23 protein-coding genes are annotated in these 26,582 nt (G+C 58.2%); 7 read left to right on the top strand and 16 right to left on the bottom strand.

The genetic code is table 11. The features are described from left to right. Positions 1–5: 5 nt before the first annotated feature. The 9 genes from OHJ17_RS21415 to citC form a co-directional block, all read right to left on the bottom strand. Positions 6–239 (bottom strand): YgdI/YgdR family lipoprotein, encoded by a 234-nt coding sequence (locus OHJ17_RS21415; RefSeq protein ID WP_002888059.1) that lies wholly within the window; start codon positions 237–239, stop codon positions 6–8. A gap of 169 nt (positions 240–408) precedes the next feature. Next, entirely contained in the window at positions 409–3,633 is a 3,225-nt protein-coding gene (gene carB / locus OHJ17_RS21420) for a carbamoyl-phosphate synthase large subunit (protein WP_002888056.1), read from the bottom strand. 159 nt (positions 3,634–3,792) lie between these two features. Then, on the bottom strand, positions 3,793–4,941 hold the full coding sequence (gene carA, locus OHJ17_RS21425) for a glutamine-hydrolyzing carbamoyl-phosphate synthase small subunit (RefSeq protein ID WP_004177433.1): 1,149 nt from the start codon (positions 4,939–4,941) through the stop codon (positions 3,793–3,795). A 457-nt stretch (positions 4,942–5,398) separates the two neighbouring features. Continuing rightward, on the bottom strand, positions 5,399–6,220 hold the full coding sequence (gene dapB, locus OHJ17_RS21430) for a 4-hydroxy-tetrahydrodipicolinate reductase (RefSeq protein WP_004177440.1): 822 nt from the start codon (positions 6,218–6,220) through the stop codon (positions 5,399–5,401). A 228-nt stretch (positions 6,221–6,448) separates the two neighbouring features. Beyond that, positions 6,449–7,357 (bottom strand): triphosphoribosyl-dephospho-CoA synthase CitG, encoded by a 909-nt coding sequence (gene citG / locus OHJ17_RS21435; RefSeq protein ID WP_032414500.1) that lies wholly within the window; start codon positions 7,355–7,357, stop codon positions 6,449–6,451. A gap of 18 nt (positions 7,358–7,375) precedes the next feature. Next, on the bottom strand, positions 7,376–8,902 hold the full coding sequence (gene citF / locus OHJ17_RS21440) for a citrate lyase subunit alpha (RefSeq protein WP_032433050.1): 1,527 nt from the start codon (positions 8,900–8,902) through the stop codon (positions 7,376–7,378). Between the two features lie 10 nt (positions 8,903–8,912). Next, positions 8,913–9,782, bottom strand: a complete 870-nt coding sequence (citE, locus tag OHJ17_RS21445) for a citrate (pro-3S)-lyase subunit beta (RefSeq protein WP_004151372.1) — start codon at positions 9,780–9,782, stop codon at positions 8,913–8,915. Next, complete coding sequence (gene citD, locus OHJ17_RS21450; RefSeq protein ID WP_009309208.1) at positions 9,779–10,072, bottom strand: citrate lyase acyl carrier protein; 294 nt, start codon at positions 10,070–10,072, stop codon at positions 9,779–9,781. The genes citE and citD overlap by 4 nt, the downstream gene beginning before the upstream one ends. A 30-nt stretch (positions 10,073–10,102) precedes the next feature. Then, positions 10,103–11,131, bottom strand: a complete 1,029-nt coding sequence (citC, locus tag OHJ17_RS21455; protein ID WP_004222626.1) for a [citrate (pro-3S)-lyase] ligase — start codon at positions 11,129–11,131, stop codon at positions 10,103–10,105. 256 nt (positions 11,132–11,387) lie between these two features. Between citC and citS the strand changes: the two genes are divergently transcribed. The 6 genes from citS (at position 11,388) to OHJ17_RS21485 (ending at position 18,731) form a co-directional block, all read left to right on the top strand. After that, positions 11,388–12,728 carry a citrate/sodium symporter CitS gene (gene citS / locus OHJ17_RS21460; protein WP_023282163.1) on the top strand — a complete coding sequence of 447 codons (1,341 nt, stop codon included), beginning with the start codon at positions 11,388–11,390 and terminating at the stop codon, positions 12,726–12,728. A gap of 155 nt (positions 12,729–12,883) precedes the next feature. Further along, a complete protein-coding gene (locus tag OHJ17_RS21465) occupies positions 12,884–13,135 on the top strand; it encodes an oxaloacetate decarboxylase subunit gamma (protein WP_032433615.1) in 252 nt (83 codons plus the stop codon). 15 nt (positions 13,136–13,150) lie between these two features. Next, positions 13,151–14,917 carry a sodium-extruding oxaloacetate decarboxylase subunit alpha gene (oadA, locus tag OHJ17_RS21470; RefSeq protein ID WP_250949999.1) on the top strand — a complete coding sequence of 589 codons (1,767 nt, stop codon included), beginning with the start codon at positions 13,151–13,153 and terminating at the stop codon, positions 14,915–14,917. A 15-nt stretch (positions 14,918–14,932) separates the two neighbouring features. Beyond that, positions 14,933–16,234, top strand: a complete 1,302-nt coding sequence (locus tag OHJ17_RS21475) for an oxalacetate decarboxylase subunit beta (protein WP_004181423.1) — start codon at positions 14,933–14,935, stop codon at positions 16,232–16,234. Positions 16,235–16,405: 171 nt separating this feature from the next. Next, the gene (locus tag OHJ17_RS21480; RefSeq protein ID WP_045327963.1) at positions 16,406–18,034 is read left to right on the top strand and encodes a citrate sensor histidine kinase CitA; all 1,629 of its coding nucleotides are present in this window, start codon (positions 16,406–16,408) and stop codon (positions 18,032–18,034) included. Next, positions 18,027–18,731, top strand: a complete 705-nt coding sequence (locus tag OHJ17_RS21485; RefSeq protein WP_004222618.1) for a citrate response regulator transcription factor CitB — start codon at positions 18,027–18,029, stop codon at positions 18,729–18,731. The genes OHJ17_RS21480 and OHJ17_RS21485 overlap by 8 nt, the downstream gene beginning before the upstream one ends. A gap of 5 nt (positions 18,732–18,736) precedes the next feature. Here the strand turns inward: OHJ17_RS21485 and OHJ17_RS21490 are convergent, their stop codons facing one another. Next, positions 18,737–19,366: a serine-tRNA(Ala) deacylase AlaX gene (locus OHJ17_RS21490; protein ID WP_032433832.1), complete on the bottom strand. Its 630-nt coding sequence runs from the start codon at positions 19,364–19,366 to the stop codon at positions 18,737–18,739. Between the two features lie 92 nt (positions 19,367–19,458). Here OHJ17_RS21490 and OHJ17_RS21495 point away from each other — a divergent pair, with 92 nt between their 5' ends. Beyond that, positions 19,459–20,388 carry a LysR family transcriptional regulator gene (locus OHJ17_RS21495; RefSeq protein ID WP_032433830.1) on the top strand — a complete coding sequence of 310 codons (930 nt, stop codon included), beginning with the start codon at positions 19,459–19,461 and terminating at the stop codon, positions 20,386–20,388. Here the strand turns inward: OHJ17_RS21495 and OHJ17_RS21500 are convergent. The 6 genes from OHJ17_RS21500 to ileS form a co-directional block, all read right to left on the bottom strand. Then, on the bottom strand, positions 20,336–20,701 hold the full coding sequence (locus OHJ17_RS21500; RefSeq protein WP_016529043.1) for a DUF805 domain-containing protein: 366 nt from the start codon (positions 20,699–20,701) through the stop codon (positions 20,336–20,338). The two genes, OHJ17_RS21495 and OHJ17_RS21500, sit on opposite strands and share 53 nt — an antisense overlap. A 30-nt stretch (positions 20,702–20,731) precedes the next feature. Then, positions 20,732–21,646, bottom strand: coding sequence for a ribonucleoside hydrolase RihC (rihC, locus tag OHJ17_RS21505; RefSeq protein ID WP_002887981.1), 915 nt, complete (start codon positions 21,644–21,646; stop codon positions 20,732–20,734). A 66-nt stretch (positions 21,647–21,712) separates the two neighbouring features. After that, complete coding sequence (gene ispH, locus OHJ17_RS21510) at positions 21,713–22,663, bottom strand: 4-hydroxy-3-methylbut-2-enyl diphosphate reductase (protein WP_002887979.1); 951 nt, start codon at positions 22,661–22,663, stop codon at positions 21,713–21,715. Between the two features lies 1 nt (position 22,664). Further along, the gene (gene fkpB, locus OHJ17_RS21515) at positions 22,665–23,114 is read right to left on the bottom strand and encodes an FKBP-type peptidyl-prolyl cis-trans isomerase (protein ID WP_267302612.1); all 450 of its coding nucleotides are present in this window, start codon (positions 23,112–23,114) and stop codon (positions 22,665–22,667) included. Between the two features lie 115 nt (positions 23,115–23,229). Beyond that, positions 23,230–23,730, bottom strand: a complete 501-nt coding sequence (gene lspA, locus OHJ17_RS21520) for a signal peptidase II (protein ID WP_002887973.1) — start codon at positions 23,728–23,730, stop codon at positions 23,230–23,232. Further along, on the bottom strand, positions 23,730–26,546 hold the full coding sequence (ileS, locus tag OHJ17_RS21525) for an isoleucine--tRNA ligase (protein ID WP_032433908.1): 2,817 nt from the start codon (positions 26,544–26,546) through the stop codon (positions 23,730–23,732). Before ileS ends, lspA begins: the two co-directional genes overlap by 1 nt. Positions 26,547–26,582: the final 36 nt, after the last annotated feature.

Here is a 26,582-nt window from a genome sequence, read left to right on the forward strand (position 1 = left end):
AGGCCTTAGTTATCCAGCTCGTCCATGGACTTCACCTGGTCGCGGTTAATCTGCTCCACGCGGCCGGTTTCGGCATTTTTGTATGAGACAAGGCCGGTGTCATCATCCACCTGCGGTTTGCCGCTGGTGACAATGGTCTTGCCGTCGGTGGTTTTGATCGACTGATTCGATGAGCAGCCGGCCACGAACATGATTGCCGTCGCTGCCAGTGCGGATGCCACCAGAATATTGTTCCGCATTGTATCCTCCTGTCTTTTCATCAATAGGTATCGTTATGGTGCTAACTATAGTTAGCCTGACCCGACAGGGGGTTAAAAGCAGAACTCTCTGAAGATGGCTGCGGCTAAAAAAAATAGGCTGACGATGTCGTCAGCCCAGGATTGTTGCTATCCGGCCTGGCCGGGAAGCTTATTTAGTGATTTGCGCGTGCATTTCCTGCACCGAAATCACCTTCTCGGTGGCGTCAGCGTTCAGCGCCATCGCGGTGGCAAAGCCGCCGTTCAGGGTGGTGTCGTAATGCACTTTGTACTGCAGCGCGCTGCGGCGAATCAGCTTGGAGTCTTCAATCGCCTGGCGACCTGCGGTGGTGTTGATGATGTAGGTATATTCGCCATTCTTGATGCGGTCCTGAATGTGCGGACGACCTTCATGCACCTTGTTCACCAGACGCGGGTTAATGCCCGCTTCACCCAGCACAATCGCCGTACCGTGAGTCGCATCCAGCTCGAAGCCAAACTTCAGCAGCTTCGCCGCCAGGTCAACCACGCGTTCTTTATCGCCTTCGCGGACGGAGAGCAGCGCGCGACCCTGTTTCTTCATGGTCGAGTTGCTGCCCAGCTGCGCTTTGGCGAACGCTTCGGCAAAGGTGCGGCCGACGCCCATCACTTCCCCGGTGGAGCGCATTTCTGGCCCTAACAGCGGGTCAACGCCCGGGAATTTATTGAACGGCAGGACCACCTCTTTCACCGAGTAGTACGGCGGGATGATCTCTTTGGTCACGCCCTGCTGCGCCAGTGTCTTACCGGCCATCACGCGCGCCGCCACTTTCGCCAGCGGTACGCCGGTGGCTTTGGAGACGAACGGTACGGTACGCGCCGCACGCGGGTTGACCTCAATCAGATAAACTTCGTTATCTTTCACCGCGAACTGGACGTTCATCAGGCCGCGAACCTGCAGCTCGAAGGCCAGCTTCTGCACCTGCTCGCGCATTACATCCTGAATCTCTTTGCTCAGGGTGTAGGCCGGCAGGGAACAGGCGGAGTCGCCGGAGTGAACGCCTGCCTGCTCGATATGCTCCATGATGCCGCCAATCAGCACCATTTCGCCATCGCAGATGGCATCGACATCCACTTCAATCGCATCGTCGAGGAAGCGATCCAGCAGCACCGGCGCGTCGTTGGAGACGCTGACCGCGGTCTGGAAGTAGCGGCGCAGATCCTGCTCGTCATAGACGATCTCCATCGCCCGGCCGCCGAGCACATAAGACGGACGCACCACCAGCGGGTAGCCAATCTCTTTCGCTTTCTCTACCGCCTGCTCAATGGCGGTGACGGTGGCGTTCGCCGGCTGCTTCAGCTTCAGACGGTCAACCGCGTGCTGGAAGCGCTCACGGTCTTCCGCCCGGTCGATAGCGTCCGGACTGGTACCGATAACCGGCACGCCGGCAGCTTCCAGGGCACGAGCCAGCTTCAGCGGGGTCTGGCCGCCGTACTGAACGATAACGCCTTTTGGCTTCTCGATGCGCACGATTTCCAGCACGTCTTCCAGGGTCACCGGCTCAAAATACAGACGGTCGGAGGTGTCGTAGTCGGTAGAGACGGTTTCCGGGTTACAGTTGACCATGATGGTCTCGTAACCGTCCTCGCGCAGCGCCAGCGAGGCGTGTACGCAGCAGTAGTCGAATTCGATACCCTGACCGATACGGTTCGGGCCGCCGCCGAGGACCATGATTTTATCGCGGTCAACGGACGGGTTGGACTCACACTCTTCTTCATAAGTGGAGTACATGTAGGCGGTATCGGTAGCAAATTCCGCAGCGCAGGTGTCCACGCGCTTGTAGACCGGGTGCAGGTCATACTGGTCGCGCAGCTTGCGGATTTCCGCTTCCCGCACGCCCGCCAGCTTCGCCAGACGCGCATCGGCAAAGCCTTTACGCTTCAGGGTGCGCAGGAAGTCAGCGTCGAGGCCGTTGATGCCCACTTCCGCCACTTTCTCTTCCAGACGGACCAGCTCTTCAATCTGTACCAGGAACCAGCGGTCGATGTTGGTCAGGTTGAAGACGCCGTCAACCGAGAGGCCCGCGCGGAACGCGTCAGCGATATACCAGATACGCTCAGCGCCGGCATCTTTCAGCTCGCGGCGGATTTTGGTCAGCGCTTCCGGGTCGTCGAGGCTCACTTTCGGGTCAAAGCCGGTAGCGCCCACTTCCAGACCGCGCAGCGCTTTCTGCAAAGATTCCTGCTGGGTACGGCCAATCGCCATCACTTCGCCGACAGACTTCATCTGGGTGGTCAGACGGTCGTTGGCGCCGGCGAATTTTTCGAAGTTAAAGCGTGGGATTTTAGTGACCACGTAGTCGATGGACGGTTCAAAGGAAGCCGGGGTGCGGCCGCCGGTGATGTCGTTCATCAGCTCGTCAAGGGTATAACCTACCGCCAGCTTGGCTGCCACTTTAGCAATCGGGAAGCCGGTGGCCTTAGAGGCCAGCGCCGAGGAGCGGGAGACGCGCGGGTTCATTTCGATAACGATCAGGCGACCGTTTTTCGGGTTGACCGCGAACTGCACGTTAGAGCCGCCGGTTTCGACGCCGATTTCACGCAGCACCGCCATCGAGGCGTTACGCATGATCTGGTACTCTTTGTCGGTCAGGGTCTGCGCCGGGGCAACGGTGATGGAGTCACCGGTGTGGATCCCCATGGCGTCGAAGTTTTCGATGGAGCAGACGATGATGCAGTTATCGTTCTTATCGCGCACCACTTCCATCTCGTACTCTTTCCAGCCGATCAGCGATTCATCGATCAGCAGTTCGTTGGTCGGAGAGAGATCCAGGCCGCGTTCGCAAATTTCTTCGAACTCTTCGCGGTTATAGGCGATACCGCCGCCGGTGCCGCCCATGGTGAAGGACGGACGGATGATGCACGGGAAACCAACGTCGGCGGCAACCGCCAGCGCCTCTTCCATCGTGTGGGCGATACCAGAGCGCGCGGTGTCGAGGCCGATTTTTTTCATTGCGATATCGAAACGGCGACGGTCTTCGGCTTTATCAATCGCATCGGCGGTGGCACCAATCATGGTCACGCCGAATTCAGCCAGTACCCCCTGACGCTCCAGCTCGAGCGCGCAGTTCAGCGCCGTCTGGCCGCCCATGGTCGGCAGCACCGCATCCGGGCGCTCTTTTTCGATGATTTTACGCACCACTTCCCAGTGAATCGGCTCGATGTAGGTGGCATCGGCCATTTCCGGGTCGGTCATGATGGTCGCCGGGTTAGAGTTCACCAGGATAACGCGGTAGCCCTCTTCGCGCAGCGCTTTACACGCCTGGGCGCCGGAGTAGTCAAACTCACACGCCTGACCGATAACAATCGGGCCCGCGCCCAGAATCAGGATACTTTTTATGTCTGTACGTTTTGGCATTGCTTTCTTCTCCGAAGAACCTGTTTATGGTCGTCGCGAGCGATGGGTAGACAAGGAAAAAATTTGTGAGAAAGCGCAGTTTACAAAACGTAAATGAGCATTTTGAACAAATTTTTAACGCCGTATTCCCGAGCACAGCAGAACATAAACAGGTTCTGATTATTTCGCGGACTGACGGTAGAGCTCAATTAACTCGATAAAGTGGTCGAACAGCGGCGCGGCATCGTGCGGCCCCGGGCTCGCTTCAGGGTGCCCCTGGAAGCTGAACGCCGGTTTGTCGGTACGATGGATCCCCTGCAGGGTGCCGTCGAACAGCGACTTATGGGTCACGCGCAGGTTGGCCGGCAGCGTCGCCTCATCTACGGCGAAACCGTGGTTCTGGGCAGTGATCATCACCACGTTGTTATCAATATCTTTCACCGGGTGGTTGCCGCCGTGGTGGCCGAACTTCATCTTAATGGTCTTGGCACCGCTCGCCAGCGCCAGTAGCTGATGGCCAAGGCAGATGCCGAATACCGGAATATCGGTCTCAAGGAATTTTTCAATCGCCTCGATAGCGTAATCGCACGGCGCCGGGTCGCCAGGGCCGTTGGAGAGGAAGATACCGTCCGGATTGAGCGCCAGCACGTCCGCGGCGGAGGTCTTCGCCGGCACCACCGTCAGGCGGCAGCCGCGGTCAACCAGCATTCGCAGGATGTTGCGTTTCGCGCCGAAGTCATATGCCACAACGTGGAACGGCAGCTCGCTTTCCGCTTTCGCTTCCGGCAGGTCGCCCGCCAGGGTCCAGCTGCCTTGCGTCCAGCTATAGGTTTCTGCGGTGGTCACTTCCTTCGCCAAATCCATGCCGTTCAGGCCTGGGAACGCTTTCGCTTTTTCCAGCGCCAGCTGGGCATCCGGGCTGTCGCCCGCGATGATGCAGCCGTTTTGCGCCCCTTTCTCACGCAGCAGACGCGTCAGCTTGCGGGTATCGATATCGGCAATCGCCACGATGTTATGGCGCTTCAGATAAGAAGAGAGGTCTTCAGTACTGCGGAAGTTGCTGGCAATCAGCGGCAGGTCGCGAATAACCAGCCCCTGCGCATGTACCTGAGAAGATTCTTCATCGGCGGCGTTGGTGCCGACATTACCAATATGAGGATAAGTAAGAGTGACGATTTGGCGGGAATAGGAAGGATCAGTGAGGATTTCTTGATAACCGGTCATTGAAGTATTGAAAACGACTTCCCCAACCGCCGTGCCGGTTGCCCCGATGGCCCGACCGTGAAACTGGGTTCCGTCTTCCAGAACCAATAGCGCTGACTTAATCAAAACATCCTCCAGAGAATATCCACTCACTTTATTTGCATATTAATTCATAAACACGATCTGAATCAATGCAAATCTGTTGCCCGCAGATTTTTGGCAAACGGCGGCATTCTGGAGAGATGTCGGATAAAAGTCAACTTAAAGCGGATATTTTTAATGTCATTTTACGCCACTGGTGCGTAACACGTGATTTTTACGCCAAAAAGATCAACAAACCTGGCTGAGAAAACGCTTGCGGATGTGGAAGAGTGTAAAACAGAGCGATGATCGACAAAAAAGTGGACCAAATGGTCAAAATTTACATTTCATTCACTAAAAAACACGCTAATATTGTATTTTTTACGCATTAGACTTAAGAAACACACCGTAATTCGCAAAAATAAAAAAGGGCAACAAAATATTGCCCCTTGCATCAATAACTTATTGATAGCAATAACCACATCACGATGGGTAATAATCGTTATAAACTATTCAGATCCAGCACATCACGCATATCAAACAGGCCATTTTTCTTGTCTTTCAGCCATAACGCTGAACGAACGGCGCCATTTGCAAAGGTCATGCGGCTGGACGCTTTATGGGTGATTTCAATACGCTCACCGATGTCGGCAAACATTGCCGTATGCTCCCCGACAATATCCCCCGCGCGAACGGTCGCGAAGCCGATGGTGCCCGGGACGCGTTCGCCAGTGTAGCCTTCACGACTGTAGACCGCGCAGTCCTTGAGATCTTTGTTCAATGCCCCGGCGATCGCTTCGCCCATCGCCAGCGCGGTGCCTGACGGCGCATCCACTTTATGCCGGTGGTGCGCTTCGATAATTTCGATGTCGGTATAGTCGCCCATCACCTTCGCCGCCTTCTCCAGCAGCTTCAACAGGACATTGACGCCAACGCTAAAGTTAGCGGCGAAGACAATGGCAATGTCCTGCGCGGCATCGCGAATCGCCTGTTTGCCAGCGTCGTCAAAACCGGTGGTGCCGATGACCATCCCTTTGCCGTGCTCGCGGCAAAACGCCAGATGGTTCAGCGTGCCTTCCGGGCGGGTAAAATCGATCAACACGTCGAAATCATCTTTTACCGCCGCCAGGCTGCTCTGCACCGCGACGCCCGCTTTGCCGGCGCCCGCCAGCTCGCCGGCGTCGCTGCCCACCAGGCTTGACCCTTCGCGCTCCAGCGCCGCGCCCAGCGCCACGCCTTCCATCTGCAATGCAGCCTGAATTAACTGGCGTCCCATCCGGCCGCCCGCGCCGGCGATGGCCACGCGGATTTGTGCATCATGCATAGCTATTCTCTTTTGTTAACATTACGTAAATTGTTTTCAGAGTAACCAGCCCGTCAGCGGGCCGCTACTCAAAAACGCCGATAATTAGAAATTTATGACAAACGGCGGACGATATCAGTAAAAACTATACGATTGTGCCGCAATTCCGTGTTTACCTGGTGACAACCGGGAAGGCTAATGATGGCGCTTTCGCCCGTACAGTGCGGGCGAAGGCGGTATTGCAGTGGGTTACAGCGGGAAAAGCGCACCGGCGGGAAACGCGGATAAAAACCAGGTCACCGCCAACAGATCGGCGCTGCCGCCGGGGCTGAGATGGCGGGCAATCAGCTCATCGTCAAACTGTCGCAGCGCCTCCAGCCCGCCGTCCACCAGCACGCCGCCCTGCCACAGCAGTCGCTGCGCCTCCTGCTGGACAAAGTTCAGCCCGGCAAGCCCGCCGCGCGAGACCAGGTTGGTGTCATCATTCCACGCCATCAGATGCAGCAGGGTTTGCAGTAGCGCCAGATTACTGTCGCCGGTCTCTTCCATCATGCGGGTAAAGACTGGCATGGCCTGGGTACGCACCGTCAGGAAACCGCTCTCCGCCTCGCCGCGGGCCCCGGAGAGACCATAGCGCAGAAAATGAGCCTCGCCTTTACTGAGCCGTTCCCCGCCAGCAGAAGACAACTCCTGCATAACCATGCCGCGACAGAAGCGCGCCACCTGGTCGCAAAGCCGGTGCTGCTCTATCGGCTCACCTTTCGACACCAGCCTGCCCGCCGCCGCGCTGAGCAGGCCAAAAGCGAAGATCGCCCCGCGATGGGTATTCACCCCGCCGGTGGCCTCCAGCATATCGTTCTCACAGGCCATCCCTACCGGGCGCAGCATCATCAATACCTGTTCCGGCGCGACCGCCGCAGTATCGTGGCCCATGATGAAAAATTTCTCCATCCACGGAGCCACCACCGCGGTGCTGGCCTCAAACGAGGCCAGATCCATATCCCAGTGCGCGCCAGCGTTACGAATATCCACCAACCCGGGCTTTGGGGTCAGGCGAACTTCGGTCAACAGCGCGCGCTCTACCGCGCTGACCACCTCTTCGGCACTCAGTGGCTTCACGCGCCGCACACGCGCTGGATTAATTAACACGTCGCTCATGGCCTTTCCCCTCTGCGTTTAGTCGCTGTTTTTCACCTGACGAATCACATCGATGACCGAACCGTCGCGATAGCGCACCACCGCCACCACCCGATCGGTGAATTCGATCGGCTGCGGCTTGCCAGTCAACAGCTCAGCACGCTGCTGCAGTTCCTCAATGGTCATCAGCGGAATGCCTGCGCTGCGCAAATTGTCGATCAGGTCCTGACGTGCCGGGTTGACCGCAATGCCGTGGTCAGTGACCAGCACATCCACGCTGGCCCCCGGCGTGACGCGGGTCAGCACCTTTTCCACGACGCAGGGAATACGGCCGCGAACTAACGGCGCGGTAATAATGGTCAAATCCGCACCGGCGGCGGTATCGCTATGGCCACCGGACGCCCCGCGCAGCACACCGTTAGAACCGGTCATCACGTTAACGTTAAAGTCGATATCAATTTCCAGCGCGCTGAGCATCACCACGTTTAAGCGCTCGCAGGAGGCGCCTTTGGAGCCCGGGCTGGCATACTGATTGGTGGAGATCTCGACATGGTTCGGGTTCTGCGCCAGCGAACGCGCCGCGTCGCCATCGAAGGACTGGGTATCGAGCAGCGTTTTGATCAACCCTTTTTCGTGCAAATCGACCATCGTCCCGGTGATACCGCCGAGGCCGAAGCTGGCGGTAATGCCGTTACGGCGCATTTTATCTTCAAGGAAGCGAGTTACTGCCAGCGAGGCGCCGCCGGTACCGGTCTGCAGCGAGAAACCCTCTTTAAAGTAACCGGAGTGCTCAACGACTTTCGCCGCCTGGCGGGCGATCAGCAGCTCGCGCGGGTTGCTGGTCAGACGGATGGCACCCGCGGTAATTTTTTGCGGATCGCCGACTTCATCTACCTGGACTATCAGATCCACCTGATCCTGGGCAATACTGGCCGGATAGTTAGGATAATCCACCCACTCTTCGGTGAGCAGCACCACGCATTTAGCGTGCTCGGCATCGACGCGCGCGTAGCCCAGCGAACCGCAGCGTGATTTACCGCTAAAGCCATTGGCGTTGCCAAACTCATCGCAGCAGGGGACGCCGAGAAACGCCACGTCAATCGACAGCTCGCCGCTTTGAATCAGCTGTACGCGACCGCCGTGGGAGTGGATCTGCACCGGGTTTTCCATTAAACCGGCGGAGATCTCCTCGCCCAACTTGCCGCGCAGGCCGGAGGTGTAGATCTGGCGGATCACGCCATTTTTAATATGCTCGATCAGCGGCCAGTGGGCGTCGATCAGCGAACTGGATGCCAGGGTGAGATCGCGAAAACCCATTTCCGCCAGCTTCGCCACTACCATATTGACGACTTTGTCACCGCCGCGAAACGCGTGGTGAAACGAGATGGTCATGCCGTTTTGCAAACCGGAACGACGAATCGCCGTTTCCAGCGAATCGCAGATTTTGCGCTGGCGCTTTTCGCTCTCACTCGCCAGCCAGGGACTTTTCGCCGTTACGCCGGCATAAGATGTCAGTCCATTCGGCATCACGTACTGCTGATTAAGCATTGCTACTGTCTCTTTCATCTTATTCCCCTTAATCACGAATACCGGAAGCCGAGAGCGCCACCACTTTGCGAGCATGGTCGATAATCGGTCCATCGATCATCTTGCCGTTCAGCGATACCACACCCAGACCTCGCGTTTCGGCTTCTTCCGCCGCGGCAATCACTTCCAGCGCGTGATCGACCTCTTTGCGCGTCGGGGCATAGACCTGATGCAGGAGTTCAATTTGTCGTGGGTTAACCAACGATTTGCCGTTAAAGCCGAGGTTTTTGGCCAGATTCGCTTCCGCCAGGAAGCCCTCTTCATTATTGATATCCGACCACACCACGTCATAGGCGGCGATGCCGGCAACGCGGGCGGCATGCAGTACAGCGCAGCGGGCGTAGAACAGTTCAGTACCGTCGCCGCGGGAGGTGCCCATATCCATCACGTAATCGAAGGCCGCCAGCGCGATCGCCGCCAGACGCGGGCTGGCACGGGCGATTTCCACCGCGTTCACCACGCCCAGCGCCGACTCGATCGCCGCCATTAACTTGGTGCTGCCCACTTCCCGGCCGCACTCGCGTTCAATCCGCTCAACATGCGCTTCCAGCTCATGGATATCTTCTTTGCTGTCGGTTTTCGGCAGACGCACCATATCCACGCCCGCGCGGACTACCGCTTCAAGGTCGGCAAGACCGAACGGCGTATTCAGCGGGTTAATGCGCACCACGGTTTCGATATCCTGATACAGTGGATGCTGCAGCGCCTGATACACCAGCAGACGAGCGGTATCTTTCTCGCGCAGCGAAACGGCATCTTCCAGGTCGAACATCACCGCATCGGCGCCGTAGACGAATGACGTGCTTAACATGGCGGCATTGGCGCCAGGGATGAACAACATACTGCGACGTGGTTTCATAGCTGGCTCCATTGTAATTGGGTCTGTTGCGCCGCGCGCAGCGCCGCGGCCTGTACGCGAGCTCGCAAAACACATTCCAGCGCGCCTTTATCATCGACCACCACGCTGGCCTGTTTCACGCCAAGCTGAGCCAGCGTTTCTCTCACTACCTGCTCAATCGCAGCGCCAAACTGTTGTTTCACAATGCTGTCGATTTCCAGCTGAATGCCCGGCTGCGCCGCCGGTCCAATCCTGACCATCACATCGCTGGACTCCAGCGTGCCGGCCAGGGCGTCAATCTTCATTTCCATAGGGGAAAATCCTTAGTTAGGGCATAAAAATCAGGCGGTTTGATGTTCGCTTTCCGCCAGTTGCATCAGAAAAGAGAGGGTCCCCGGCGGTACCAGCGCCGCGACCGCCTGCCAGTTGCGCTGTCGATAGAGTTCGCGCACTCGGGAGGCCGACACGGGTCCACCATTTTTTTCGATTCGCGCAAGCTCAACTACTTCAATGGGCGGCGCGTCGCCTGGCGCTTCCAATAGTGACTTCATGCGCTGGTTGTAATTACGGGTCAGGGGACACAACGGCTCGGTGCCGACAAAGCGATGGGTAATCTGCAGCGCCGGGGCCAGGCGCTCGCGGAAGAGCTGCAGGTCAATCTGGCTGTGGCAGTCATCAACCACCCCCTGCTCTTTCAGGAAATAGCCGGGGAACGTCGCCCGCGAGATCAGATACGCCGAACCGGGATGCAGCGTCACCTTATCGATGCCGGTAATCCCCTGTTCAATGAGCTTGAAGCGATCGTGATAGGAAAAGCAGGACGCATCTTCTTTGACCACAAACAGATGCAGCCAGTCGCACTGGCTGGCCGCCTGTTCTACCAACCAGCGGTGGCCGAGGGTGAATGGATTGGCGTTCATCACGATAGCGCCGATTTTTCTTCCCGGCTGACGGTACATCGCCAGCTGTCGGCAGTAACGAGTCAGTCGTTCGCGGCTATTTTCCATTAGCACGGCGCGGTCGCCCGCCTGGGCTATCGGCCAGAAGCCGGCGCCGGAAAATAACGCAGCATTGCAAGGTTTAGTGAACAAAAACAGTTCGCTGCGCCCCAGCTCATAGGCCAGCGTCAGGAGCTCGGTCAGTAATTTAAGGCTCAGCCCCTCCCCCTGCAGCGAGGGATCGATGGCGATGCATTTCAGCACATTGCCGGCGATAGCACCGCAGCCGACCAGCCGCTGCTGATACTCGGCGATAATCGCCATTTCGCAGTCGGCCTCTAACGACAGTTGATGCTGGCGGAGAAACCGATCGATCGCCTCTCGCCGCGGTTTATCTTTTAATAGTTGAACGCGTTTTAATATCAGTGTCATTTTTTAGCGCTTCGTCATTTCAAAACGAACTGTATTTCGCCAGCGTTCGGCTATGGATTCTTGTATTTAAGTCACAGTTTTTCTCGTGGCTTAATTGGCTTTATGGTTTTTATGTTGTTAATTAATTCAGAATCATAAAAACAATTAAATTAATAAAAAACACGAGTATTCAGTGAAGATAATCACACCTTACCCCTGGGTCTATTTATTACTATGCGCCGGTCTTACTACTCCATCAATAAACAGGATAACGTTTATGACTAACATGAGTCAGGCTCCGGCGACGGAGAAAAAGGGCGTTAGCGATCTGCTGGGATTTAAAATCTTCGGCATGCCGCTCCCCCTTTACGCATTTGCGTTAATTACACTATTACTTTCACATTTTTATAACGCATTACCCACCGATATCGTCGGCGGCTTTGCCATCATGTTTATTATCGGCGCTATATTCGGGGAAATTGGCAAACGCCTGCCAATATTCAACAAATATATCGGTGGCGCTCCGGTGATGATTTTCCTGGTGGCGGCTTATTTTGTCTATGCCGGTATTTTTACGCAGAAAGAAATCGATGCTATCAGCAACGTTATGGATAAGAGTAACTTCCTTAACTTATTCATCGCGGTATTAATTACCGGAGCAATTCTGTCGGTAAACCGCCGCCTGCTGCTGAAATCACTGCTCGGCTATATTCCAACTATCCTGATGGGCATTGTCGGCGCGTCTATTTTTGGCATCGCTATCGGCCTGGTGTTCGGTATTCCAGTGGATCGCATCATGATGCTGTACGTCCTGCCGATCATGGGCGGCGGCAACGGCGCGGGCGCGGTCCCCCTGTCGGAGATTTACCACTCCGTCACCGGTCGTTCTCGCGAAGAGTATTACTCAACCGCTATCGCTATTCTGACCATCGCTAACATCTTCGCCATCGTCTTTGCCGCCGTCCTCGATATCATCGGCAAAAAACACGCCTGGCTGAGCGGCGAAGGGGAACTGGTGCGTAAAGCCTCGTTCAAAGTGGAAGAAGATGAGAAAGCGGGACAAATCACCCATCGCGAAACCGCCGTCGGTCTGGTGCTGTCCACTACCTGCTTCCTGCTGGCCTACGTCGTGGCGAAGAAAATTCTGCCCAGCATTGGCGGTGTGGCTATTCACTATTTCGCGTGGATGGTGCTGATCGTCGCCGCGCTGAACGCCTCCGGGCTGTGCTCACCGGAAATCAAAGCCGGTGCTAAACGCTTGTCTGATTTCTTCTCCAAACAGCTGCTGTGGGTGCTGATGGTCGGGGTCGGCGTCTGCTACACCGACCTACAGGAAATTATCAACGCCATCACCTTCGCTAACGTTGTTATCGCCGCCATTATCGTTATCGGTGCGGTGCTCGGCGCGGCGATCGGTGGCTGGCTGATGGGCTTCTTCCCAATAGAATCGGCCATCACTGCAGGCCTGTGTATGGCCAACCGCGGCGGCTCCGGCGACCTGGAAGTTCTCTCTGCCTGTAACCGTATGAACCTTATCTCTTATGCGCAAATCTCCTCCCGTTTGGGCGGCGGTATTGTGCTGGTCATCGCCAGCATCGTGTTCGGCATGATGATTTAACCCATACGCACGATGGCACGTTGAACTGACAGGTGAAGAACGAATCAGGGTCCCATGCCGGGAGCGGCAGAGGGAAATCCACCCTGCTCCTTAGCCGGAAACGCCAGAAACCTTGTCAGACAGCGCGTCATCGTGCCCCTATTTGAGATGTATAAATGACTGACAATGCCATCCTGTTAGGCGAAGGCTTCACCCTGATGTTTCTCGGCATGGGCTTTGTGCTGGTGTTCCTGCTGCTGCTCATTTTCGCCATCCGGGGAATGTCCCTCGCCGTCAACCGCCTGTTTTCCGAGCCGCCCGCCGCCCCCAAACCGGCGCCGGCCGCCGTCGCGCCCGCCGACGATTTCGCCCGCCTGAAGCCGGCGATTATCGCCGCCATTCACCACCATCGCCGTCTTCACCCTTAATTCACGGAGGAATTCATGACCGTTGCCATTACCGATGTCGTCCTGCGCGACGCCCACCAGTCCCTGTTCGCCACCCGTCTGCGCCTTGACGATATGCTCCCCGTCGCCGCTCAGCTGGACGACGTCGGCTACCGCTCGCTGGAGTGCTGGGGCGGCGCCACCTTTGACGCCTGCATCCGCTTTCTCGGCGAGGACCCGTGGGTCCGCCTGCGCGAGCTGAAAAAGGCGATGCCGAAGACCCCGCTGCAGATGCTGCTCCGCGGCCAGAACCTGCTCGGCTACCGCCACTACGCCGACGACGTGGTGGAGCGCTTCGTGGAGCGCGCCGTCAAAAACGGCATGGACGTCTTCCGCGTCTTTGATGCCATGAACGACCCGCGCAACATGCAGGCCGCCCTGCAGGCGGTCCGCCGCCACGGCGCCCACGCCCAGGGCACCCTCAGCTATACCACCAGCCCGGCCCACACCCTGCAGACCTGGCTCGACCTCACCGAACAGCTGCTGGAGACCGGCGTTGACTCCGTCGCCATCAAGGACATGTCCGGCATCCTCACCCCGCATGCCGCCTTTGAGCTGGTCAGTGAAATCAAGAAGCGCTACGACGTCACCCTGCACCTGCACTGCCATGCCACCACCGGGATGGCGGAGATGGCGCTGCTGAAGGCCATTGAAGCCGGGATCGACGGCGTCGACACCGCCATCTCCTCGATGAGCGCCACCTATGGCCACCCGGCCACCGAAGCGCTGGTGGCCACCCTCGCCGGCACACCGTACGACACCGGCCTCGATATCCACAGGCTGGAGAGCATCGCCGCGTACTTCCGCGAGGTGCGCAAAAAATACCACGCCTTCGAAGGCCAGCTGAAAGGCACCGACAGCCGTATCCTCGTCGCCCAGGTGCCGGGCGGGATGCTCACCAACCTTGAAGGCCAGCTGAAGCAGCAGAGCGCCGCCCACCGTCTGGATGAGGTGCTGGCGGAAATCCCCCGCGTGCGCGAGGACCTCGGCTTCATCCCGCTGGTGACCCCGACCTCGCAGATTGTCGGCACCCAGGCGGTGCTCAACGTGCTGGGCGGCGAGCGCTACAAAACCATTGCGAAGGAGACTGCCGGTATCCTGAAAGGCGAATACGGCCACACCCCGGCGCCGGTTAACGCCGCCCTGCAGGCGCGGGTGCTCGACGGCGCCGACGCCGTCACCTGCCGCCCGGCGGATTTACTCAAGCCGGAGCTGGCCGCGCTGGAAGCGGATGTGAAACGCCAGGCGCAGGAGAAGGGCATCACGCTTGCCGAAAACGCCATCGACGACGTGCTCACCGTGGCGCTGTTCCCGCAGCCCGGCCTGAAATTCCTCGAAAACCGCCACAACCCGGCGGCCTTTGAGCCGGTACCGCAGGCGGAAGCCGCGCAGCCAGTGGCAAAAGCAGAAAAACCTGCCGCCTCCGGCGTCTACACCGTGGAGGTGGAAGGCAAAGCCTTTGTGGTCAAAGTCAGCGACGGCGGTGACGTCAGCCAGCTGACGGCGGCTGCTCCTGCCTCTGCACCCGCCGCTGCCGCCCCGGCCGGCGCCGGTACCCCGGTGACCGCCCCGCTGGCGGGCACTATCTGGAAGGTGCTGGCCAGCGAAGGCCAGACGGTGGCCGCAGGCGAGGTGCTGCTGATTCTGGAAGCCATGAAGATGGAGACCGAAATCCGCGCCGCGCAGGCCGGGACCGTGCGCGGTATCGCGGTGAAAGCCGGCGACGCGGTGGCGGTCGGCGACACCCTGATGACCCTGGCGTAAGGAAAAGGAACGGAAATGGAAAGTCTGAACGCCCTGATTCAGGGCATGGGGCTGATGCACCTCGGCGCCGGCCAGGCCATCATGCTGCTGGTCAGCCTGCTGCTGCTCTGGCTGGCGATTGCGAAGAAGTTCGAGCCGTTACTGCTGCTGCCGATTGGCTTCGGCGGCCTGCTCTCCAATATCCCGGAGGCCGGGCTGGCGCTCACCGCCCTGGAGAGCCTGCTGGCTCACCACGACCCGGCGCAGCTGGCGGTGATTGCCGCGAAGCTCCACTGCGCGCCGGACGTCCACGCCATCAAAGAGGCACTGGCGCTGGCCCTGCCGTCGGTACAGGGGCAGATGGAGAGCCTCGCGGTGGACATGGGCTACTCCGCCGGGGTGCTGGCCATCTTCTATAAGGTGGCGATTGGCTCGGGCATCGCGCCGCTGGTCATCTTTATGGGCGTCGGGGCGATGACCGATTTCGGCCCGCTGCTGGCTAACCCGCGCACCCTGCTGCTGGGGGCGGCGGCGCAGTTCGGGATCTTCGCCACCGTGCTCGGGGCGCTGACGCTGAACTACTTCGGCATCATCAGCTTCACCCTGCCGCAGGCGGCGGCCATCGGCATCATCGGCGGCGCCGACGGCCCGACGGCGATTTACCTGTCGGGCAAGCTGGCGCCGGAGCTGCTGGGGGCCATCGCGGTGGCGGCGTACTCCTATATGGCGCTGGTGCCGCTGATCCAGCCGCCGATCATGAAGGCGCTGACCACGGATAAGGAGCGGAAGATCCGCATGGTGCAGCTGCGCACGGTGAGTAAGCGGGAGAAGATCCTCTTCCCGGCGGTGCTGTTGCTGCTGGTGGCGCTCCTGCTGCCGGACGCCGCGCCGCTGCTGGGGATGTTCTGCTTCGGCAACCTGATGCGCGAGAGCGGCGTGGTGGAGCGGCTGAGCGATACGGTGCAGAACGCGCTGATCAACATCGTCACCATCTTCCTCGGGCTGTCGGTGGGGGCCAAGCTGGTGGCGGACAAGTTCCTGCAGCCGCAGACGCTGGGGATCCTGGTGCTGGGGGTGATCGCCTTCTGCGTGGGGACCGCCGCCGGGGTGCTGATGGCGAAGCTGATGAACGTGTTCAGCCGGCACAAAATCAACCCGCTGATCGGCTCGGCGGGGGTGTCGGCGGTGCCGATGGCGGCGCGGGTGTCGAACAAGGTGGGTCTGGAAGCGGACGGGCAGAACTTCCTGCTGATGCACGCGATGGGCCCGAACGTGGCGGGGGTGATCGGCTCGGCGATCGCCGCCGGGGTGATGCTCAAGTACGTGCTGGCGATGTAGGCCGACATCCTTCCCGGAGGTGTGGCTGTCGCCCCACCTCCGGGCTGATTTGATACCCACTCTTGGCATGACGGGGCCGGGCACATGTCTGAAATTTTCTGTTCTGTGCTCCACCTGTCGGCGCCGGGGGCGCAAAACGGGGAGAATAACAATTTAATGTCTATCTACCCAATGTATACCCGAAAAATCACCCACTGGTTTGCCAGGCGATCGTTTCAGAATCGCATCTTCCTGCTGATCTTATTCACCTCGACGATCGTCATGCTGGCGATGTCATGGTATCTGACAGACATTACCGAGGAGCGTCTGCATTATCAGGTCGGGCAACGGGCGCTGATTCAGGCGATGCAGATTTCGGCGATGCCGGAGCTGGTGGAGGCAGTGCAGAAACGCGATCTCGCCAGAATCAAAGCCCTTATCGACCCCATGCGTTCGTTCTCCGACGCCACCTACATCACCGTCGGTGATGCCAGCGGCCAGCGCCTCTATCACGTCAATCCTGATGAAATCGGCAAATCGATGGAAGGCGGCGATAGCGATGAGGCGTTGATAAACGCTAAAAGCTACGTGTCAGTGCGCAAAGGCTCGCTGGGATCGTCGCTGCGCGGTAAATCGCCGATTCAGGACGCAACCGGCAAGGTGATCGGCATTGTGTCGGTAGGCTATACCATTGAGCAACTGGAAAACTGGCTCAGCCTGCAGATAAGTTCGCTGCTGATCCCGATGGCCATCATGTTACTGCTTCTGCTCTTTTGCGCCCGCCGCTTCTCACTGCATATCAAAAAACAGATGCTCAATATGGAACCCCAGCAGCTGTCACAGCTGTTGATCCAGCAAAGCGTGCTGTTTGAATCGGTGTTCGAAGGGCTTATCGCCATCGACTCCGATTATAAAATCACTGCGATTAATCAGACTGCGCGTCGCCTGCTCAATTTGAGTCAGCCGGAACCGACGCTTATCGGCAAACGGATCAGCAGCGTTATCTCGCAGGAGGTCTTCTTCTACGATGCGCCACAGACCAATAAAAAAGACGAAATCGTTACCTTCAATCAGATCAAAGTGATCGCCAGCCGGATGGCGGTGATCTTAAACAATGAGCCACAGGGCTGGGTGATCAGCTTTCGCAGCAAAGACGATATCAACACCCTTAGCCTGCAGCTTAGCCAGGTACAACAATATGCCGATAACCTGCGCGCCGTACAGCATGAGCATCGCAATCTGATCTCCACTATCGCCGGTCTGCTGTTTCTTAAACGCTATAACCAAGCGCTGGAACTGATCCAACAGCAGTCGGAAAGTCACCAGAAGGTGATCGATTTTATTGCACGCAATTTCCAGGACAACCACCTGGCCGGGCTGTTGATCGGCAAATATTACCGGGCCAAAGAGCTTGGACTTGAGCTGATTTTCGATCCGGCCTGCTTCGTTGATAGATTACCTACCGCCCTTTCGCACAACGAATGGATCTCGATCGTGGGGAATCTACTTGATAACGCCTACAATGCCAGCCTGCGTCAACCGCAGGGTTCAAAACAGATCGAATGCCTGATCAACAGTGATGGCCAGGAGGTGATCATTGAGATCGCCGACCAGGGATGCGGCATTGACGAGGCGCTGCACGATCGGATCTTCGAGCGCGGCGTCACCAGCAGCACCAGCAAAGATCATGGTATCGGACTCTGGCTGGTACGCAGCTACGTGGAACAAGCAGGCGGCAGTATCGTCGTCGAAAATAATATTCCTTTTGGCACCATTTTTACGCTTTATATCCCCCTGACCCGAGATGAACATCATGGATAGCATCACTACTCTTATTGTTGAAGACGAACCTATGCTGGCGGAGATCCTGGTGGATAACATTAAACAGTTTCCCCAGTTCGACGTCATTGGTATTGCGGATAAGCTTGAGAGCGCCAGGAAACAGCTCAGACTGTATCAACCGCAGCTGATCCTGCTGGATAATTTTTTACCCGACGGCAAAGGTATCGATCTGATCCGCCATGCAGTCAGTACACATTACAAGGGAAGGATTATCTTTATTACTGCGGATAATCACATGGAAACCATCAGCGAAGCGCTGCGTCTTGGGGTGTTTGATTACCTGATTAAGCCGGTGCACTATCAGCGCCTGCAGCACACGCTGGAGCGCTTTGCCCGCTATCGTAGCTCGCTGCGCTCCAGCGAACAGGCCAGCCAGCTCCATGTCGACGCGCTGTTTAATATTCAGGCCCGGGAACAAACGGAACCCGCCAGCGCACCACTGCGCGGGATCGATGAAAGCACCTTTCAGCGCGTGCTCCAGCTGTTTGCCGACCCGACGGTGGTGCATACCGCCGACTCGCTGGCCCGTATCCTCGGCAGCAGCAAAACCACCGCTCGCCGTTATCTGGAACAAGGAGTGAAGAACGACTTTCTGGAAGCGGAAATCAGCTACGGCAAGGTTGGCCGACCTGAGCGTATCTATCACGGCAAGCAGACCTATCCTGAGCAGAGATAAAACGCTTACGCCAGGGTGTAGCTGACCACCAGCTGCCCCTTCTTCATCTTAATCTGACTAATGACAATGTCGCCCAGCTCCGCCAGACGGGCGACGTGGGTGCCTCCGCAGGGATAGGCTGGCAGTTCGCCGAATCCCACCTTGCGCATGCCATTAGCGAACGTCACCTGACGCGGTAAGTCCTGCGCCTGCCATGCCTTCACTAGCGCCAGTAGCGCACTGGCTTCCGGCAGCGCGGCGCTATTCCTGCTGGCAAAGGTTATCCGCCCTTCGCCGGGCCAGTGGTGCGCTTTCACCGGTTGCCAGCCAAGCTGTTCGCCCGCCAGGCCAAGCAGGTGGCCGGCAGAATGCAGACGAGCATGCAGCTGTCTCGCGGAGGCATCAATTTTCATCTCCACTTCACCGAGGGGAAGGGGTTGCGACAGAATATGCAGCACCCTTTCGCCGCGCACAGCCACCGTCTCAACCACCTGCCCGGCAATCCATCCACGGTCCGCCGGTTGACCGCCCCCTTGCGGGTGAAACAGCGTCCGATCCAGTTCGATGGCGTAACGGCCATCCGCTTCTGCAGTGCAGGCGATGATCTGGGCGCGCCCGTCGGTAGCATCGCTGGTGTAATAAACCCGTTCAGTCATAGTGATTCTCCTCTCTGTCCGGCCAGTATATTATTAATGCCGACAGCGATAATCCCACCACCAGCCAATGCACTCTTGCTCCGGGAGCACAAATGAATCTGAACCTCCTGCCCGACCTCGCTCTTTTCGTTCAGATAGTCGACCAGGGCAGCTTCTCCGCCGTCGCCCGCCAGAACGGCATTACCCCTTCAGCCGTTAGCCGCAGCGTGTCACGGCTGGAGCGAGAGATGGGCTGCAAACTGCTGCAGCGTACCACCCGCAAGCTGCGTCTTAGCGATGCCGGGGAAACGATATATCAGCATGCCCAGCAGATGCTGGAAGCGGCGCGACAGGCAATGGATTCCGCAGGCAGTCGCCAAACGGTCGCCCAGGGAAAGCTGACGCTAAGCGTCCCGAAAGCCGTCGGCCGCTTTGTGATCCACCCGCTGATGATGGCGTTTTTCCACCGCTACCCGCAGGTGGACGTCTGCCTGCGGCTGGAAGATCGCCCTCTCGATTTTATCGATGACGGTATTGATCTGGCGCTACGCATCACCGATACCCCCTCCCCCGGCCTGCATGGCAAACCGCTGATGCCAATCAGGCACATTATCTGCGCCACTGAGGCCTATTTACAGCAGCACGGTACGCCGTACACGCCGCAGGATCTGCGCGCGCATAGCTGCATTAGCCTTGGCGAAACGCCCGCCGATGCGCGCTGGAAGTTCCGTCGGGAAGGCAAAACAGAAACGGTGCAAACCTACGGGCGGTACGCCGCCAACCATACCGCCGTACGCCTCGACGCGGTCAGGCAGCATTTAGGGATCGGCAGCCTGCCGCTGTTCACCGCCCGTGAGGCGCTGGCGAACGGCGACATCGTGCAGGTGCTGCCCGAGTGGGAATTTATCAGCAGCTACTCCGGCGATCTGTGGCTGCTGTGGGCGGGAGATAAGCATATGCCCGCCAGGATGCGGGCGATGATCGATTATCTCAGCGAGACGGTGCCGGCGCTGAGCGCAGGCAGCACAGAGCCAGCGAAATAATTGCAAACCACGGAATGATAACCCCCAACACAAACCAGATCCCGGAGCGGCCGATATCATGCATCCGCCGGCAGCCTACAGCCAGCAGGGGGATCGCCATCAACAGCAGCCACAGCGCCGCAAAGGGTATGACAACAAAACTGAGGATCCCGTAGTGAGGGTCAACAAGGGTGGCCAGACTCCAGGCGGCCACTGGCGCGGCGGCGATCAGCACATTGATAAGAAAAAACGTCCAGAACTGCTGCCGGCTGGCGCGTCCGCTAAAATTAAAGGTCTCTTTCCAGCCGCTCAAATACGCCTGTCCATAGGTCATTGCTTCTCTCCTTGAAAATCGAGTGATATATCACGGCGCCAGGGCAATCACCTCCGCCGCCCAGCGCTGAAACCCTTCGACGTCGATATCCAGCGCCACCTGGGCGTTCGCCGGCTGGCCCAGTCGTCCTTCGATATCCACCACCGTGGTGCCGGCGGTCCAGGTCCCCTGCGTCTCCACCGCCACAAAGCACGGCTGGAGAGTGAACAGTTCCGGGCGGGCCAGCCACGCAATAGCGCACAAGTCGTGCATGCGCAGACCACTGCTCATGCTGCCGCTGCGATAGTGGCTAAACAGCGCATGGAGCATTTTACCGGTCTGGTTCAGCGTCGGCAGCGTCGCCAGATAATCCGCCGCCAGCAGCGCCCGGTTGGTGACGTCCAGCCCGCACATCACAATCTCCAGCCCACTATGGAACACTTTCGCGGCGGCTTCCGGGTCGATAGCGATATTGAATTCCGCATTCGGCGTGAAGTTGCCGCGGCCCGCCGAGCCGCCCATGATCACCAGCCGGCGAATATTAAACACGCATTCCGGGTACTGGGTCAGCAGCAGCGCTATATTGGTCAGCGGGCCAATCGCCACCAGGGTGATCGGCTCGGCAGCATGCATAAGCGCATCACGGATCGCCTGGAAGGCCGGCTTCGCCAGCGGTTGACGTTGATGCTCAACAAAGTCATACCCCTCCATGCCGGATTCGCCATGCACCGAGGCGGCGTCGCGCAACGGACGCACCAGCGGCATCGACGCCCCCTGCGCCAGCGGTACATCGGCATTCCAGAAATGCAGCAATTGCAGCGCGTTACGGGTCGTCTTCTCCACCGAGACATTGCCCGCTACGGTGGTCATCAACTGCAGATCCAGCTCAGGCGCGAACAGCGCCGCGGCAATGGCGGCGGCATCGTCGATGCCCGGATCGGTATCAAGAATGATTGGTAAGCGCATGGTTTCTCCCTAAAAAAATGCCAGACGTTAAGTCTGGCATCTTCTCATACTGCTGGAGGAAAGAACTTACTCTACTTCACGGACATCCACACGCAGCTCTTTCGGCACTTCAAAGACGATATTCTCTTCCCGGCCTTCCAGCGGCACGGCTTCGCCGCCGCCCAGCTCCTGCAGGCGGGTAATGACGTTCTGCACCAGAATATCCGGCGCCGACGCGCCCGCCGTCACGCCGACGCAGGCCGCATCCTTGACCCACGCTTCCTGGATATCGGAGGCGTCGTCAATCAGGTAAGCCGCCTTACCCATCCGCTGCGCCAGCTCGGCGAGGCGGTTAGAGTTGGAGGAGTTTTTCGACCCGACCACCAGCACTACGTCAGCCTGCTCCGCCAGCGCGCGCACGGCTTCCTGACGGTTAGTGGTAGCATAGCAAATGTCGTCTTTGCGCGGGCCGACGATTTTCGGAAAACGCGCGCGCAGGGCGTCAATCACATCCGAGGTATCGTCGACGGAGAGCGTGGTCTGGGTCATAAACGACAGCCGGGCGTCATTTTTCACTTCCAGCTTCAGCACGTCTTCCGGCGACTCGACCAGGTACATCCCCCCTTGCGGGTTGTTGTACTGTCCCATGGTACCTTCGACTTCCGGGTGGCCGGCATGGCCAATCAGAATCGACTCTTCGCCGCGGCGGCTGGCGCGGGCGACTTCCATATGGACTTTGGTCACCAGCGGACAGGTAGCATCGAACACCGTCAGGTCGCGGCTCTTCGCTTCGTTGCGTACCGCCTGCGACACGCCGTGGGCGGAGAAAATCAGGATCGCGCCGTCCGGCACTTCGCTGATCTGTTCGATAAAAATGGCGCCACGCTTGCGCAGGCTATCCACCACATAGCGGTTGTGCACCACTTCATGACGAACATAGATCGGTGCGCCATACAGCGTCAGCGCGTTTTCTACAATGCTGATAGCGCGGTCAACGCCAGCGCAAAAACCGCGCGGGTTAGCCAACAGGATCTGCATGTTACTCCTCCAGCGCCGGATCGATCTCCAGCACTTCAATATCAAAATGAACAGTGCGCCCGGCCAGCGGATGGTTGAAGTCAACGGTGATGAAATCGCCGTTCACTTCGCGGATCACGCCAGGCATTTCGCTGCCATCCATTGCGGTAAAGAGCATAATCGCGCCGATCTCCGGCTCGCCAGCGTCGATAAACTCGCGGCGAGAGAAATACTGAATCAGGTCCGGGCTGGGTACGCCAAAGGCGGCGTCAGGCTCCAGCGAAAAGGCCTTTTTCTCCCCCTCTTTCAAACCGAGAAGCTGTTGCTCCAGCCCTTCAGACAAAGAGGTGTCGCCGAGGCGAAACAGCGCCGGTTTGCCGTTGCTGCGGGTGGACTCGGCAGTGGAGCCGTCGTCCAGTTTCAGAGTGAAGTGCACCAGTACCGCGCTGTTGCTCTGTACGGATTTAGACATGCAAATTGCTCGCTTGTTTAGGTCACCCGGTGCCCGGCGGCATTACGCTTACCGAGCCTACGGGGGCCAAAAATTCTGTAGGCCGGGTAAGCGTCACGTCACCCGGCATTGAGATTTACGCCTGCTCTTTCACAGTCGGTTTCGGCAGGAAGCCTTCCAGCACAATCAGCGCTGCGCCGATGCAGATCGCGCTATCGGCGAGGTTGAAGGTGGCAAAATGCCAGTCGCCGACGTAGAAGTCGATCATATCGACCACAAAGCCATGCCACAGGCGATCGAACAAGTTGCCCAGCGCGCCGCCGATAATCAGCGCGTAGGCAATATTGTTCAGCTTTTGCGTCGCCTTCGAACGGTACATCAGCACCGTCAGCACCACGCAAATACCGATCGCGATCCCGGAAAAGAACCAGCGCTGCCAGCCGCCGCTGTCGGCGAGGAAGCTAAAGGCCGCGCCATAGTTGCGGGCATAATGCAGATTAAGCGACGGGAACAGCGGAACCGTCTCCCCCAGAGCGAAGTTCTGGAGGATCAGGAATTTGCTGCCCAGATCGATAATCAGCACGGCTACGACCACCCACAGCCAGCGTAGCCCCGTTGAACAGATCGATTTACTCATCAGGCGAATTTACGTTGCTCGCCGTCACCGGCGACGTTGCTCACACAGCGTCCGCAGATTTCCGCGTGTTCCGCCACCTTGCCGATATCGGTGGTGTAATGCCAGCAGCGCGGGCATTTCTCACCTTCAGCTTTACTCAATGCGACTTTCAACCCTTTGAGCAGTTCGCTTTGCTGCGCATCAGCGGACGCGCTCGCATAGTCTGCGACGTTCGCCCCGGAGGTCAACAGGACAAATCGCAATTCATCGCCCAGCGCATTGAGCTTAGCCGCCAGATCGGCATCAGCATACAGCGTGACTGCCGCTTCCAGCGAGCCGCCGACTTTCTTATCCGCACGCGCCTGCTCGATCACCTTGTTGACTTCGCCACGCACCTTCAGCAGCTCGTCCCAGAAATCGTCGTTCATCGCTTCGTCGTCGGCCAGGCCGAACAGACCTTCATACCACTCGCCGGTGAAGACATATTTCTCACGCTCGCCAGGCAGATAGCCCCAGATTTCATCTGCGGTGAAGGACATGATCGGCGCCATCCAGCGCACCAGCGCTTCCACGATATGGAACAGCGCGGTCTGGCAGCTGCGACGCGCCACGCTGTCCGCCTTGGCGGTGTACTGGCGGTCTTTGATGATGTCGAGGTAGAACGAGCCCATCTCGATGGAGCAGAAGCGCATCAGGCGCTGCACCACTTCATGGAAGTCGTAGGATTCGTAGGCTTTCAGGATATCTTCCTGTGCCGCCTGCGCGCAGCCGACCGCCCAGCGGTCCAGCACCACCATCTCTTCCGGTTTAACCATGTCTTTCGCCGGATCGAAACCGTTAAGGTTCGCCAGCAGGAAGCGCGCGGTGTTACGGATACGACGATAGCTGTCGGCGGCGCGTTTGAGGATCTCGTCAGAGACCGCCATTTCGCCGGTGTAGTCGGTGGAAGCCACCCACAGGCGCAGGATATCGGCGCCGAGCTTGTTCATCACGTCCTGCGGGCTAACGGTGTTGCCGATAGACTTGGACATTTTGCGGCCCTGACCGTCGACGGTGAAGCCGTGGGTCAGTACCTGACGATATGGCGCTTTGCCTTTCATCGCCGTGGAAATCATCAGCGAGGACATGAACCAGCCGCGATGCTGGTCAGAACCTTCCAGATACATATCGGCGGCGTGACCGGCGAATTCCGGACGCACGTCAACCACGGAAGAGTGGGTCGACCCGGAGTCAAACCAGACGTCGAGGGTATCCGGCACTTTCTCGTAGCTGTCGGCGTCATCGCCAAGAATGTCGCGGGAATCGAGATCCCACCACGCCTGGATGCCGTCAACTTCAACGCGTTTTGCCACTTCTTCCATCAGTTCAAGGGTACGCGGGTGCAGTTCATGGGTTTCTTTATGCACGAACAGCGACATCGGCACGCCCCAGGTGCGCTGACGGGAGATACACCAGTCAGGGCGGTTAGCGACCATCGATTCGATACGCGCCTGGCCCCAGTCCGGGATCCACTGCACGCCTTTGATCTCTTTCAGCGACTGCGCGCGCAGGCCTTTCTGATCCATGCTCACGAACCACTGCGGAGTGGCGCGGAAGATGATCGGCGACTTGTGGCGCCAGCAGCATGGATAGCTGTGCTGCAGTTTCTCAACGTGTAACAGCGCGCCACGCTCACGCAGCATCTCAACGATGATGTCATTGGCTTTGAAAACATTAATGCCGTCCAGAGACGGCCAGGTGCCAGGCAGGTAAGCGCCGTCCGGGCCAACCGGGTTGGCGATTTCCAGACCGTATTTCTGGCTGATAGTGTAGTCGTCCGGACCGTGGCCGCCAGCGGTATGCACCGCACCGGTACCGGCATCCAGCGTCACGTGGTCGCCAAGGATCGCCGGCACGGCGAAATCGAGGAACGGATGCTTAAAGCGCATCAGCTCAAGCTCAGAACCTTGTACCGCCGCCAGAATAGTGTAGTCCGTCGCGCCAACGCGCTTCATTACGCTCTCAACAAGGTCTTTCGCCAGGATCAGCGCCTGGCCGTCAACCTGCACCAGCGCATAGTCGAACTCAGGAGACAGAGAGATAGCGCGGTTGGCCGGCAGGGTCCACGGCGTGGTGGTCCAGATAACCAGCGACACCGGACCGTTGACGTCGGCTACGCCGAATTTCGCCAGTACCGCGGCTTTGTCTACCGCGTGGAACGCGACATCGATAGACGGAGAGGTTTTGTCGTAATACTCCACTTCCGCTTCCGCCAGCGCGGAACGGCAGTCTACGCACCAGTGCACCGGTTTGGCGCCTTTATGCAGGTGGCCATTACCAATGATTTTGCCCAGCGCGCGGATGATGTTGGCTTCGGTTTTGAAGTCCATGGTCAGGTACGGATGCGACCAGTCGCCCAGCACGCCGAGACGGATAAAGTCTTTACGCTGGCCATCGATCTGCTCGGCGGCATATTCGCGGCACTTAGCGCGGAATTCGGCAGCGGTAAATTTCTCACCCGGCTTGCCGTATTCCTGCTCCACTTTCAGCTCGATCGGCAGACCGTGGCAGTCCCAGCCCGGAACGTAAGGCGAGTCATAGCCCGTCAGTCCTTTGGACTTAACGATAATGTCTTTCAGAATCTTGTTTACCGAGTGACCAATATGAATGCTGCCATTCGCATAAGGAGGGCCATCATGCAGAATGAAGGTTTTTTTGCCTTTTTTGGCTGCACGAATGATGCCGTACAGGTCATCATCGGTCCAACGCGCCAGCATTCCCGGTTCGCGTTTGGCGAGGTCGCCACGCATAGGGAACCCTGTTTCCGGCAAATTCAGGGTCGATTTATAGTCACTCATCAGATTCTCGGTTCCGTATTTCGGTTTGATAAACAC

The sequence above is a fragment of the Klebsiella sp. KP20-425-1 genome, assembly GCF_025813515.1.
Classification (GTDB): domain Bacteria; phylum Pseudomonadota; class Gammaproteobacteria; order Enterobacterales; family Enterobacteriaceae; genus Klebsiella; species Klebsiella pneumoniae.